The sequence below is a fragment of the Tannerella forsythia 92A2 genome, from assembly GCF_000238215.1.
GTDB lineage: Bacteria > Bacteroidota > Bacteroidia > Bacteroidales > Tannerellaceae > Tannerella > Tannerella forsythia.
This window is the reverse complement of record NC_016610.1, coordinates 1,264,020-1,276,640: the sequence shown is the minus strand read 5'-3', so window position 1 is coordinate 1,276,640 and position 12,621 is coordinate 1,264,020. Positions and strand designations below refer to the sequence as shown.

11 protein-coding genes and 2 pseudogenes are annotated in these 12,621 nt (G+C 44.8%); 7 read left to right on the top strand and 6 right to left on the bottom strand.

The window, feature by feature from the left end; genetic code table 11:
* Nucleotides 1–9: 9 nt before the first annotated feature.
* The 3 genes from purD to BFO_RS05135 form a co-directional block, all read right to left on the bottom strand.
* Complete coding sequence (gene purD, locus BFO_RS05145) at nucleotides 10–1,284, bottom strand: phosphoribosylamine--glycine ligase (RefSeq protein WP_014224593.1); 1,275 nt, start codon at nucleotides 1,282–1,284, stop codon at nucleotides 10–12.
* A 287-nt stretch (nucleotides 1,285–1,571) separates the two neighbouring features.
* Entirely contained in the window at nucleotides 1,572–2,237 is a 666-nt protein-coding gene (locus tag BFO_RS05140; protein WP_014224591.1) for a MarC family protein, read from the bottom strand.
* 54 nt (nucleotides 2,238–2,291) lie between these two features.
* Nucleotides 2,292–4,346 carry an alpha-L-fucosidase gene (locus BFO_RS05135; protein ID WP_014224590.1) on the bottom strand — a complete coding sequence of 685 codons (2,055 nt, stop codon included), beginning with the start codon at nucleotides 4,344–4,346 and terminating at the stop codon, nucleotides 2,292–2,294.
* Nucleotides 4,347–4,758: 412 nt separating this feature from the next.
* Here BFO_RS05135 and BFO_RS05130 point away from each other — a divergent pair, with 412 nt between their 5' ends.
* The gene (locus BFO_RS05130) at nucleotides 4,759–4,956 is read left to right on the top strand and encodes a lipoprotein (RefSeq protein ID WP_014224589.1); all 198 of its coding nucleotides are present in this window, start codon (nucleotides 4,759–4,761) and stop codon (nucleotides 4,954–4,956) included.
* A gap of 372 nt (nucleotides 4,957–5,328) precedes the next feature.
* Complete coding sequence (locus tag BFO_RS14385) at nucleotides 5,329–7,575, top strand: S1D family KLIKK protease miropsin-1 (protein ID WP_014224587.1); 2,247 nt, start codon at nucleotides 5,329–5,331, stop codon at nucleotides 7,573–7,575.
* Nucleotides 7,576–7,805: 230 nt separating this feature from the next.
* Here the strand turns inward: BFO_RS14385 and BFO_RS05120 are convergent, their stop codons facing one another.
* The gene (locus BFO_RS05120; protein ID WP_014224586.1) at nucleotides 7,806–8,018 is read right to left on the bottom strand and encodes a hypothetical protein; all 213 of its coding nucleotides are present in this window, start codon (nucleotides 8,016–8,018) and stop codon (nucleotides 7,806–7,808) included.
* 172 nt (nucleotides 8,019–8,190) lie between these two features.
* On the bottom strand, nucleotides 8,191–8,349 hold the full coding sequence (locus BFO_RS15820) for a hypothetical protein (RefSeq protein ID WP_167536502.1): 159 nt from the start codon (nucleotides 8,347–8,349) through the stop codon (nucleotides 8,191–8,193).
* 524 nt (nucleotides 8,350–8,873) lie between these two features.
* On the opposite strand from BFO_RS15820, the gene BFO_RS05115 reads away from it, so the two are divergent.
* The 4 genes and pseudogenes from BFO_RS05115 to BFO_RS16610 form a co-directional block, all read left to right on the top strand.
* Nucleotides 8,874–9,584 carry a hypothetical protein gene (locus BFO_RS05115; protein WP_014224584.1) on the top strand — a complete coding sequence of 237 codons (711 nt, stop codon included), beginning with the start codon at nucleotides 8,874–8,876 and terminating at the stop codon, nucleotides 9,582–9,584.
* A gap of 4 nt (nucleotides 9,585–9,588) precedes the next feature.
* The gene (locus tag BFO_RS05110) at nucleotides 9,589–9,951 is read left to right on the top strand and encodes a hypothetical protein (protein WP_041590698.1); all 363 of its coding nucleotides are present in this window, start codon (nucleotides 9,589–9,591) and stop codon (nucleotides 9,949–9,951) included.
* A gap of 13 nt (nucleotides 9,952–9,964) precedes the next feature.
* Nucleotides 9,965–10,594: pseudogene (locus BFO_RS16615) on the top strand (hypothetical protein); the annotation flags it as partial.
* 423 nt (nucleotides 10,595–11,017) lie between these two features.
* A pseudogene (locus BFO_RS16610) lies at nucleotides 11,018–11,281 on the top strand (T9SS type A sorting domain-containing protein); the annotation flags it as partial.
* Nucleotides 11,282–11,578: 297 nt separating this feature from the next.
* Here BFO_RS16610 and BFO_RS15815 read toward each other — a convergent pair.
* A complete protein-coding gene (locus BFO_RS15815; protein ID WP_014224580.1) occupies nucleotides 11,579–11,719 on the bottom strand; it encodes a hypothetical protein in 141 nt (46 codons plus the stop codon).
* A gap of 516 nt (nucleotides 11,720–12,235) precedes the next feature.
* Between BFO_RS15815 and BFO_RS05100 the strand changes: the two genes are divergently transcribed.
* Nucleotides 12,236–12,619 carry a hypothetical protein gene (locus BFO_RS05100; protein ID WP_014224578.1) on the top strand — a complete coding sequence of 128 codons (384 nt, stop codon included), beginning with the start codon at nucleotides 12,236–12,238 and terminating at the stop codon, nucleotides 12,617–12,619.
* Nucleotides 12,620–12,621: the final 2 nt, after the last annotated feature.

The following is a 12,621-nucleotide window of genomic DNA, read 5'->3' as shown; positions in this document are numbered from 1 at the left end:
TGGTGATGTTTACAGATCGAACCCGATATCACGCCGATAGTACTTCCTTTCGAAATCGATGGCCTCCGCTCCGGCATACGATTTCTTCAAGGCCTCTTCTTTCGTGATCCCGTATGAGCTGACGGCAACGACACGTCCGCCCGATGTAACAATGACACCGTCTTTCCGGGCCGTTCCGGCATGAAACACGATACGGTCGGGTGTATGAACCGTGTCGAGGCCGGTGATGACTTTACCTTTCTCATAGGCTCCGGGGTATCCGCCGCTGACAAGCATCACGGTGACAGCCGCACGCACATCTTCGATCAGTTCGCACGTAGACAGGGTGCCTTGGGCTACTCCTTCGAGCAGATCAACAAGGTCGCTCTCGATACGTAACATCACCACTTCCGTTTCGGGATCGCCCATACGACAGTTGTATTCGATCACCATCGGCTCATCTTTGACCTTAATCAGTCCGAAAAAAATAACCCCTTTGTAGTCGATCCCTTCGGTGCGCAACCCGTCGACCGTAGGACGGATGATGCGCTCCTCCACCTTTTGCATAAACAGAGCGTCGGCAAACGAAACGGGCGATACGGCCCCCATACCTCCGGTGTTCAAACCGGTATTGCCCTCGCCGATCCGTTTATAATCCTTCGCTACCGGAAGGATTTTGTAATCATTGCCATCGGTCAGCACAAACACCGAACATTCGATACCGTCGAGGAACTCCTCGATAACAACCGTGCGGCCGGCCTCGCCAAACATGCCTTGCAACATCTCGCGCAGTCTCCTCTTTGCTTCGTCGAGCGAATCGATAATCAGCACACCCTTACCGGCTGCCAGTCCGTCGGCTTTCAGCACGTAAGGAGGAGATAAGGTTTCGAGAAAGGCCTCGCCAGCTGCCAGCTTGTCGGCGGTGAAGCTGCGGTAGCGTGCGGTAGGAATATCATGTCGCATCATAAAAGCCTTGGCAAAGCCTTTACTCCCTTCCAGTTGAGCTCCTTTACGACTCGGGCCAATGACCGGGATGCGAGCCAGCCCATCATCATCGCGGAAATAGTCATAGATCCCTGCCACCAGCGGATCCTCCGGCCCCACAACGACCATATCGACGTGATTCGTCAACACAAACGTTTTGATGCCTGCAAAATCATTCGCTTGCAAGTCTACGTTTGTTCCCACAGTCGCTGTCCCCGCATTACCGGGAGCAATATAAAGTTGTCCGATCTTCGGGCTTTGAGCCATTTTCCATGCTAATGCATGCTCGCGTCCTCCCGAACCTAATAGCAATATATTCATCGTTCTTCTTGTTTATTTATCTATCTATTCTTTCTTGTCCCGATGTCCCTTCTTCTTGCACAAAGCCATCGGAAGGCTGTCAACAGGCTGATTTTCGCGGTGGCGTCTTGCATACCACCAATATTTCCCGCAAAGATATGGAATTATTGTTGTCTTGTAAAAGTATTTATCGGATTAAAAATTAAACGGAGGCGGCAAAACGAAAGCCCCTTTTTCGGCAAGGAAAGGGCTTTGTGATAAAAATGAAGGCGGAGATCGTTGCGCACATCTTCATGATGGAGTCCACATCATTCCGTCAGGGGCAGAGACATCGTTCCTTCCTTTAAGATATCAACTAAAATCGGTTGGGCGCCGCCAACGAAGCACTCGACGGCAATGACCATCAGAATCAATCCCATCAAACGCATCATAACATTATTTCCTGTTTCTCCGAGCACTTTAACAAGCCGAGTCGAGGCGCTGAGCATGAAAAAAGCGAAGAGATAGATGAGCGCCACGATGCCAATTAGTACACCTTTCATCTCAATGGTATGCGCGTCCTGCATCAGAACAATGGCATTGGCAATGGCCCCCGGCCCGCAAAGCATCGGGATACCGAGCGGTGTGACGGAAATATCGTTGGCGTATGTCTTGATCTCCTCGTCTTTCAACCGGAGCGAAGTATAACGCGCCTGCAACATATCGAATCCGATTTTAAAGATGATCACCCCTCCTACAATACGAAAGCCATTGGTCGAGATTCCGAAGAATTTGAATAAAAACTGTCCGGAAAAGATGAAGACCATCAAAGTGAGGAATGCAACGATGGTAGCCCGTCGTACAATGGCACGACGTTCCTTCTCGGTCATACCGTTTGTCATCGTCAGAAAGACGGGCATCGTTCCCAACGGATTCGTCAGTGTGAAGAAAGATGTAAAACACAGTAAAGCAAAAGGCAAAAGTCCTGAGTCCATTCTTATGAATTTTATTTATACGGCTGAAAAATGAGTTCTTCTGTTCTCACGTTGTTATTCTGTAATCAGAGAGAAGTCACCGATTCTTACGGGCGGATTCAGAACGATACTCTTTGCTGCAAGGCGAAGCGTTTTTCCTTCGACCGGTTGGGCAAACCACACGTCTCGCATGACCGGATTGTTGCGAATGTTTGAGAACTCTCCTTGGGCTACTTCTTTTCCATCGACCAAAACCTGATACGAAGAAATATGCCCATCGGCATAGCGTTGCTGGTTGGGTAAATAGCGAAACCCAACGATTTTTTTCTTTTCTTTCAACCTGACAATCAACGAGTTCTCACCCTGAGGCAAGGCATACAGTGTCGTTCCGTCCCCATCGAAAAGTGCGATCATTTTATCATCTGTCATTTCATAAGACGATGCAGGAAGATCGAGTTCGGCCACAGTAACCGGACTCCATCTCCGGAATGTTTCATCATAACAAGCTGCTTTGATTCGGCCTTTTTGTGCAAATGAGAATGGGTGATCGTAACGTGCCGATTCGAGTGTAGGCCGTGAATCGTCCGTTGTATAATACACAACCGAGTTTTTATCGCCCGACAGAATCATTACCTCATCCTTCTCGTTGCGAATGATACGCGGTTCAACCATCAGCGCCGGTGCCAGAAAAGCCTCCACATTATTGATGCAGAGCGGACCACGGGCATCGAGAAAACGTATCCGAAACTGTTTTGAGGTCACGGTCCGGAAACGGACGATACGCTTATAACCGACCGTTGTCGTAGAATCATAAGCCTCGACAGGCACCCACTGACCTTCGTGCTCGGCTTCGATAACAAACGAACGAACCCGTTGTCCCAATGGGATATATTCCTGAATCAGAAAGCGATTCAGAGCTGTCGGCTCCGAAAAGGAGAATGTCAGATCACCGCTTACTTCGCCATCTGCCGTAGCCCAGTAAGTATCCCAATCTCCGTCAAGCACCTGCCTGGCGGCGTACTTACTTCCCCGCCCAACCGATGCTTTAACCGTAGCTCGAGCAAGCAGATTTTCTTTCAAATCGTTGCGAATCGTTTCGGCCCATTCCATCACCCGTGCCGAGTCGAAGGGATGGATCGTACCGCGCAGAGAGATCGGGAAGTTCAGAATCAGATTCGCGTTATGCCCCACGCTGCGATAGTAGTAATCGACCATCTGCGAGAGTGTGCGTACCTGATGATCTTCGCTGGCATGATAGAACCATCCCGGACGTATGGATACATCAACTTCGCCGCCGAGCCATCTTGAGCCGTTCTCGTCGCCCCACTGACTTTGTTTATAATGATCATGATACTCCGGCTCGGTTCCGAAAATGCTCCATTGCGTATCGCCGGCCCATCCGCTTTCATTGCCGATCCACCGAATATCGGGCACTGTCCCACCGAAGATCATCGCATCAGGATGTTTTTCTTTGATGATTTCGCGTGCTTTTTCGTAGTTGTAATATGTCACCGCATCGATCGAACGTTTCTCATTGGCACCACCATACCAGCCGTCGCCGCCATTCGCCCCGTCAAACCAGAACTCGAAGAGCGATCCATAGTTCGACGACAATTCACGTATTTGGTTATGGTACGCCTCCACGTATCCCGGACGACCGTATTCGGCATGATTCCGATCCCACGGCGAGAGATAAACACCAAACTTCAAGTCATATTTCTTACACGCTTCGGAAAGATCGCGTACCACATCGCCCTTGCCGTCTCTCCATGGCGAATTTTTCACACTGTATTTCGTGGTTTCCGTCGGCCAGAGGCAAAAACCGTCATGGTGCTTCGTCGTAATGACAATACCTCTGAATCCGGCGGCCTTGATGATGCGCGCCCATTGATCGCAATCCAGATTTTCCGGATTAAATGTCGATGCGGGCGTATCACCATAGCCCCATTCAAGATCGTTGAACGTATTCAACCCAAAATGTACAAAAGCATACATCTCCGTTTTATGCCAGGCAACCTGCTCAGGCGCAGGAACCGGCAAAACAGGCGTCGGGGCTTCGGGAACTCCGTTCTCACACCCTAAAAGAGAGCCTGTTATACAACCGACAACAAGAAATTGTTTTATATTCATTGCTAATATTGTTTATCATGATGAATGACCACACAAAGATATAACTTTTTTTGAGAAGGATGCTTCTTTTAACGATTTACGGGCCATTTTTTGAGATGCAAAAAGCCAAACTATAAAAATGGGCGTTGCGTTGAAATGTTTCCGATCAAATAAATCGTGCGTACGTTGCGTAACCTTTGCGGTGATCTTACCGCCAAGTTCGCAAAGAACGCAAAAAAACAGACAAAATATTTGCATATTCTCAAAAAATGTTTCTAACTTTGTAGTATCATCAAAAACGCAAGGCTATGGAAATAACAACCGACACTCCACCCGACAATTTGATGCGCCTCGCAAACTGCAACGGAGGCGCAGCGTAAAAGAAATATCCGGAACGCGGAAAACAAGTATAAACGTTTAAAAACAGAAAAACATGAAACAGAAAATTATTTTATGGATAGGTGCCCTGCTTTTACTAACAGCAGGAACGGGATGCGAGAAGAACAAGGACTACGAGGTTCCTACCCAGCTGACCGGTACCCGGTGGGAACTGGCCGGAATAGTAGATGCAAAGACCGGGAAAATCACTCCCCTTGCACCCAAAGGCTGCTACGGATTTAAATTTATATGAATGTCCGTATATATGCCTAAAATTAATTATATATTGCTAATCTACAGAAATTTATTTCTTACTCCAATCCATGCATCCAAATTATTGTTATTAAATAGTTTAATGGAGTTTTTAGGTACAAACACGGATATTCATTAAATTTATTTCCGAGACAGAAGCAAAAGGAGGAACAGTGCTTAATCAAATGGCAGTTTATCTTACAACTCCTCCGTTCATTGGTATAGTAACAATGATTGGAGATGAAGAAAACGGTGACGCAGCATTGTTCTATCGCATCATAAAAACGCTCGAATCGTACACATGGGAAAAGAATGAACTGAAATTCTTCTACGATAATAAGCAACATTACTTACTTTATAAATACTCAAAGCTATGAAAAAGACTATATTCTCTATTTTAGGCTATTTGTTTTTTATACAATTCCTAAGCGCACAAATAACGACCCATGAAGTTCCTTTTAGCTTTGGTAGCACTCCGTCTCAATTATTAAGAAGTATTTCTACGCAAGAGCTATCTGCACCGGATATGGCGATAATAAGGGCAGAAGATAAAGTCAATGACACTCTGCCGGGTGGCCCTTTGCGATTTGCTTATCCCGTAAAAGTGCATTACACATTGGCCAATTCCGGCGTATGGCAAACATTGAAAGACGGAGGCAAATTGTGGAGGCTGAAGATCAGATTGCCGGGAGCCCTTTCCACGAACGCTTTATATGATAAGTTCCGGTTGCCTAAAGGTGCGAAATTCTATGTGTACAGCGAAGAAACAAGACAATCTATCGGGGCCATAACCTCCGAGTATCTTAATAACGAGTCAAATAGTACATTTGCATTTTCAACCGGTCTGATATACGGAGAAACGGTTACTTTCGAATATTATCAACCGGAAACCGTGCGTGAAGAAGCCATTATATCCATCGCTCGCATCGACTATGGATACAGGTATGTTAATAATCCGTATACTCCCCGAACAAGGCCTTTCAACGACTCCGGCGATTGCCAGGTAAATGTAAATTGTCCGGAGGGAGCGAATTGGAGAATGGAAAAGGACGCTATTGCCAGAATTATGGTTGTCTCGGATTACGGATCAGGATGGTGCTCCTGTTCATTGGTCAATAACACCAATAACGACAACACCCCCTACGTATTGACAGCAAATCATTGTCTGCAAAACGGTTACGGTCAAAATCTGTTCGATGCGATCAGCAATCCGAACGCCTCTCAATGGGTTTTCTATTGGGGGTATGAACATCCGGGTTGTTCCAACGGAAACGAGCCGGCTCATCGGTCAACAGTTGGGGCTACCGTGGTCGCTAACAATGGATCATCTGATTTTGCTTTACTTCGATTAACGCAAGACCCGCGTAATTTAATCGGATTTACCCCTTACTATTTAGGTTGGGATCGTTCCGGGAATTCGGGCACAGGCGGTGTCGGTATTCATCATCCGAAAGGAGATGTGAAAAAGATAGCAACATATAATACATCTCCCATTAATTCTACTTGTATGAATAATAATTATTGGATGACCGGATTTATAAAAACGGGAGATGATCACCATTCAATAATGGAACCCGGGTCATCTGGTTCCCCTTTAATTAACTCACAGAGAAAGGTTATTGGGCAACTTTTAGGGCCTGGCAACTTACAACTATGTCCTGAACATTTATGTGGAAATAATCCTGAATTACAAAGAGTTTCTTACGGCAAATTCAGTGTTTCCTGGATGGGCAACGGCGCTACCGATTCGAGAAGGAGGTTAAGAGATTGGCTTGATCCACAGGGGATAAATTTTCAAACATTAAATGGTATAGGAGTACTCTCCATCTCCGGCCCTTCGTCCGTCTGCGATCAAGCAACCTATACGGTAGAAAACCTGCCGGCGGGAGCTATCGTGGAGTGGAGCGTATCCAATCCAAATGTTGCTACGATCAGTAATAACGGACTGTTACGGGTGACAGATCAAACCTTTGCACTAACCAATATACAAGCCAACATTTTTACGGGAGGAGAAAACCCATATACCATCAGAGAAGAACGTGTAATGACCGGTCAACCTAAATTTCAGGTACAGCTTCTCGGCTATTCAGGAAGCAATTCTGCCAGTTTCTTTGCGTCACCTCAAGGAGAAAATGGAGACTTATATCGTGTTCCATTGAATTATTATTGGAGTTATACGAAAATAGACGGAAGCGATTATACTTTAATCGGGAATTATCAGAATACATCATTCATAAACATCCAACCGGTTGTCACATTCCCCGGTCCCGGCACCTATATGATCACGGTACAAATCACAGGATATCCTTGTTATATACCTTTGGCAAGGTATGAATACAGTTGTGGCTCAAACTACCTCTTCACCCTCTCCCCCAACCCGGCCACGGACGAAGTGACTTTGCAGCTGACGGAGACGAATGAGGTCAGCGGATTAAGCGTGCTCTCGACCGACAGAAGCACTTACGAAATCCAAATCTGGAGCGGTATGAGGATGCTGCGCTCGTTCCGGACGAATGAGCCGACATTCCAAATCTCGATGACCGGACTGCCGGCAGGACTGTACTTCGTGCGCGTGGTCAAAAACGGACAGACGTATACGCAGAAGTTGATCAAAAAATGAGAAAAGTAAAAAACTAAAAGTGAAAAGTGATGCCCTTCGGGCGTTTGGATGTTGAAATGTTGAGTTTGTTGAGTTGTTTGATTGTTGGATGGAAGCTGATGGCTGAATACTGAATACTGATCGCTAACGATCATGTCAGGCTTACAGCCCTCCGAACAAGGTTGGACGGGACCCCACCCTTACGGGATGGGGCTGAAATATATCTGGCTTGCAGCCCTTTCGGGTAATGGTTATGTACAAGGTACACGGTGTCCGAACGCAAACTTCGCAAATGAACGCAGTACGCACCGTAGAGACGCAATGATTTGCGTCTCTACGACATGTACCCCTGTCATTCCGAACGCCGTGAGGAATCCCGCGAGGAAGAGGAAAGATTCATCGCTGACACTCTGAATGACAAGGAAAGTGCTCTGAATGACAAGGTAGAGGAAAGGGCAGTTCATGTAGGGGCAAACCTCTGTGTTCACCCGTCATAACGCCGATATGAACATCCCCCTTTCCCCCCTTCCAAGGAGGAATGCGGAACTGACGGCTGACTGCTGTAAGAGCCCCGCAGGGGCGCGTTAATTCAGCCCAATGTGTAGCGAAGCGAAGCGTCGGGGGAAAAAGAAATCATTACGTCTCTACAACATATACCCCTGTCATTCCGAACACCGTGAGGAATCCCGCGAGGAAGAGGAAAGATTCATCGCTGACGCTCTGAATGACAAGGAAAGTGCTCTGAATGACAAAGGAGGAGCTCTGAATGACAGGGTAGAGGAAAGGGCAGTTCATGTAGGGGCAAACCTCTGTGTTCACCCGTCATAACGCCGATATGAACATCCCCCTTTCCCCCCTTCCAAGGAGGAATGCGGAACTGACGGCTGACCGCTGTAACAGCTCCGCAGGGGCGCATTAATTCAGCCCAATGTGTAGCGAAGCGAAGCATTGGGAAAAAAGAATACCCACTCCTGCGGAGGGCTGTAAGCCTGATATAAAATGTTGATTTATTTAATGGTCGAGATGTTTTACTTAAACAAACGTGCGTGCTTTGCGTAACTTTTGCGTTCCTTGCGGTGATCTTACCGCCAAGTTCGCAAAGAACGACGCAAAGGACGCAAAAAAACAGCTTAAATATTTACGTATTCTCAGAAATCGTTTATAACTTTGTAGTATCATAAAAAACGCAAGGCTATGGAAATAACGACCGACACTCCACCCGACAATTTGATGCGCCTCACAGGCCGCACCGGAGGCACAGCGTAAAAGAAATATCCGGAACGCGGAAACAAGTATAAACTTAAAAAAAACAGAAAAACATGAAACAGAAAATTCTTTTATTATTGATGGTATTTTGTCCGATAGGTATTTTCGGACAAACATGGGACTATCCCGTTAAACCGGGAACGGAAGAGTGGAAGAAATTTCAGAGTAACGAAGAAATGGTAAAAGCCTGCCAAGTACCTGAAAGCATATTGCAATCATTATCCACGAATGAGCTGATCGATATCTGTTTACGTTATCCGCTACTATATGATGTTTTTGCGTTTAATAATACCGACGAAGGGCTTGATAAATTATTCTCCGATTTCAATGGTATAAGAGCGTTATATAAAAGAAAAGACGCTTCGGATAATCTGATCAAAAGATATATCCAAAAAATACATTCATTTTCATTGTTGAATGAAAATCGTTCGGAATTAGAAAAAGGGGATTTTATTGTTGCCGTAGATATGCTGGAACTTATTTTGTCCCGTTTCGGCTCGGAGAAGCATCATGATGTGGAAAGAAAAGAAACGGCCAAAAACATCTTACGCAGTCTTGTTAAAGGATATGAGGAAAAATTCAAGTATGCAGCATATTTCCAAGGTTCCGGCTTCCGTACCAATATCTATTCCAGAGCATCTATTGTAATGAATAATAAGAATATGGCAGAGTTTTCCCATATGTCTTTATACTCAAAAAGTGAAATGACGAATGAACAGTTCGTAAAAATGATTGATGAATTGTCTTACCAATTAATAAAATAGAGCTATGAAAAAGTTATTTACAGTATTCATATTTTTCTTGCTTTTGTCATGCAACAAAGATTCAAATTCGGTTGCGGACTGCAAGTGCGAAAATCCTCAGAAAAATCTTCCATGGCTTAAGGAACTAATACATAAAGCAGAAACCGATAACACGGGAAATTATAAGGGGACGATATGGTTTCTAAACTATGAGGGACAAGACATGTTTGTAACCGATATGATGATGGGAAGCGGCGGAATCCTTTATTATTTCTTTGATTGTAAGGGAGATAAAACCATATGGGATATGACTAAAAAAGAAGAACTTTCTTCTTTCACTCAGAAACTAAAGTCGGCTAAAGTTATTTATACAAATGTTTTACTATAAATAACAAACTCTTATGAAAAAGATTTCTTGCTTACTCATATTTTATCTTGTCATATCTTTCTCAATAAAAGGGCAATGTGATATAAGGATGTATGATATATATACGCCTAAGGGTAGTCCGGTAGTTACGTTTCTAATGTGTGAGTCAAGCATAGAGAAACGAAAAAGTCTCGATCAATACTATGCTCAACGTTATCCAAATGCTGTGCAAATAAAAACATATGATCTTTGCAGTTCTACACGTAAGTTTAATTGTCACGGATATGCTTGGTTGAGAGTTGAGCAAAATATTGATCGGTGGATAGGAACAGGATGGTCTGATGATGTCGTAGATCCTGAAAAAATATATATAAGTGACAGCAGTTACACTGAAGTTTCACAAGAAACATATCCGGGAAAAGTCTTTTGGGCATCTGGTGATCATACTGCTATAACAACCGAGCAACAAGGAATATTCATCTCAAAATGGAATGAATGGCCATTAATGAAGCATGCTTGGAATTACAGCCCATTCGGTTCGAATAACTTGAAATATTACCAAAAGGCTTCCCCGTCTCCCTCTATCTCCGGCCCTTCGTCCGTCTGCGATCAAGCCACCTATACGGTAGAAAACCTGCCACAGGGAGCAACGGTACAATGGAGTGTAAGCAATAATAATGTTACATTGACTTCAGGACAAGGAACCCATACTGCTACTTTTACTAAATTTCGTAACGGAATGGAAATTATTCATGCAGATATCTTGTTTAACAATATAAGAATTGCATTATTAACCAAAGAAACCTATTTTGGTGCACCATCTATCAGTAATATCATCGGAGAGCAGAGGGTTCCTACAGGCCAATATGCTTCATATCGTGCCGTTATAAGCAATAATGCACCTATTCCTTCAAGCTATCAATGGATCTTAAATCCCCTAAATGGCAACTCTCTGTATGGTAACGGTACGGAATCGATTGATATTGCTTTTTATAATCCCGGCTCTTATCAACTTGTGTGCAGAGCGACAAATGAATGTGGAGTAGGAGATTATTACACCATGGGAATTGGGGTTTACGATAATCTTTATCTCACCCTCTCCCCCAACCCGGCAACGGACGTAGTGACTTTACAGCTGACGGAGACGGATGAGGTCAGCGGATTAAGCGTGCTCTCGACCGACAGAAGCTCCTACGAAATCCAAATCTGGAGCGGTATGAGGATGCTGCGCTCGTTCCGGACGAATGAGCCGACGTTCCAAATCCCGATGGCCGGATTGCCGGCGGGACTGTACTTCGTGCGCGTCGTCAAAGACGGACAGACGTATACGCAGAAGTTGATTAAAAAGTGAAAAGTGAAAAGTGAAAAACGAAAAGTGAAAAGTGATGCCCTTCGGGCGTTTAACTGTTGTGCTGTTGAATGGTTGAGTTGTTTGATTGTTGGATGGAAGCTGATGGCTGAATACTGACCGATAAATTACATCAGGCTTACAGCCTTCCGAACAAGGTTGGACGGGACCCCACCCTTACGGGATGGGGCTGAAATATATCTGGCTTTCAGCCCTTTCGGGTAATGGTTATGTACAGGGTACACGGTGTCCGAACGCAAATTTCGCAAATGAACGCAGTACGCACCGTAGAGACGCAAATCATTGCGTCTCTACAACATGTACCTCTGTCATTCCGAACACCGTGAGGAATCCCGCGAGGAAGAGGAAAGATTCATCGCTGACGCTCTGAATGACAAGGAAAGTGCTCTGAATGACAGGGTAGAGGAAAGGGCAGTTCATGTAGGGGCAAACCTCTGTGTTCACCCGTCATAACGCCGATATGAACATCCCCCTTTCCCCCCTTCCAAGGAGGAATGCGGAACTGACGGCTGACCGCTGTAACAGCTCCGCAGGGGCGCATTAATTCAGCCCAATGCGAAGCGCTGGGGAAAAAGGCATCGCGTCTCGGCGAAGGGCTGTAAGCCTGATATAAAATGTTGATTTATTTAATGGTCGAGATGTTTTACTTAAACAAACTTGCATGCTTTGTGTAACTTTCGCGTTCCCTGCGGTTATTTTACCTCCAAGTTCGCAATAGATTACGTAAAAGACGCAAAAAAACAGACAAAATATTTGCATATTGTCAAAAAACATTTATACCTTTGTCGTACATAACAATAAAATATAAGGCTATGGAAATAACAGCCGACACTCCACCCGACAAGCCGATGCGCCTCGCAAACCGCACCGGAGGCGCAGCGTAAAAGAAATATCCGGAACGCGAAAAACAAGTATCAATTTTAAAAATAGAAAAACATGAAACAGCAAATTATTTTATGGATAGGTGTCCTGCTTCTGCTGATAGGAGGAGTGGGGTGCGAGAATGGACAGTTGCATTCACCTCCTGCCAATCCGGAACAGGCAATCTTGGGAAAGTGGGAATTGATTAACTCTGGAGGGAGGCCAATTATTCCTACCGGATATAGAGAGTTTCTTCCATCGGGTATTGTTCACAAGTATGATTACACAAAGGAACAATACACATCGTTTCAATGCGAATACTCCATCCTCAACGATACAGTACTATTAATGTGCAACTATAGGTATAAATATCTTTTTTATAGGGATAAAATGCAATTATTTCCATTGGATTTAATTGCCATACGCGATCTTACAGAAATTTATCAACGTAAAAAATAAAA

Bases quoted from the DNA above. Each gene is read 5' to 3' on its own strand.
- BFO_RS15815 (WP_014224580.1), bottom strand. From the start codon at position 11,719: ATGAACTGCCCTTTCCTCTACCCTGTCATTCAGAGCACTTTCCTTGTC.
- BFO_RS14385 (WP_014224587.1), top strand. From the start codon at position 5,329: ATGAAAAAGACTATATTCTCTATTTTAGGCTATTTGTTTTTTATACAA.
- BFO_RS05140 (WP_014224591.1), bottom strand. From the start codon at position 2,237: ATGGACTCAGGACTTTTGCCTTTTGCTTTACTGTGTTTTACATCTTTC.
- BFO_RS05120 (WP_014224586.1), bottom strand. From the start codon at position 8,018: ATGAACTGCCCTTTCCTCTACCTTGTCATTCAGAGCACTTTCCTTGTC.
- BFO_RS05130 (WP_014224589.1), top strand. From the start codon at position 4,759: ATGAAACAGAAAATTATTTTATGGATAGGTGCCCTGCTTTTACTAACA.
- BFO_RS05135 (WP_014224590.1), bottom strand. From the start codon at position 4,346: ATGAATATAAAACAATTTCTTGTTGTCGGTTGTATAACAGGCTCTCTT.
- BFO_RS05100 (WP_014224578.1), top strand. From the start codon at position 12,236: ATGAAACAGCAAATTATTTTATGGATAGGTGTCCTGCTTCTGCTGATA.
- BFO_RS05115 (WP_014224584.1), top strand. From the start codon at position 8,874: ATGAAACAGAAAATTCTTTTATTATTGATGGTATTTTGTCCGATAGGT.
- BFO_RS05110 (WP_041590698.1), top strand. From the start codon at position 9,589: ATGAAAAAGTTATTTACAGTATTCATATTTTTCTTGCTTTTGTCATGC.
- purD (WP_014224593.1), bottom strand. From the start codon at position 1,284: ATGAATATATTGCTATTAGGTTCGGGAGGACGCGAGCATGCATTAGCA.
- BFO_RS15820 (WP_167536502.1), bottom strand. From the start codon at position 8,349: ATGAACTGCCCTTTCCTCTACCCTGTCATTCAGAGCTCCTCCTTTGTC.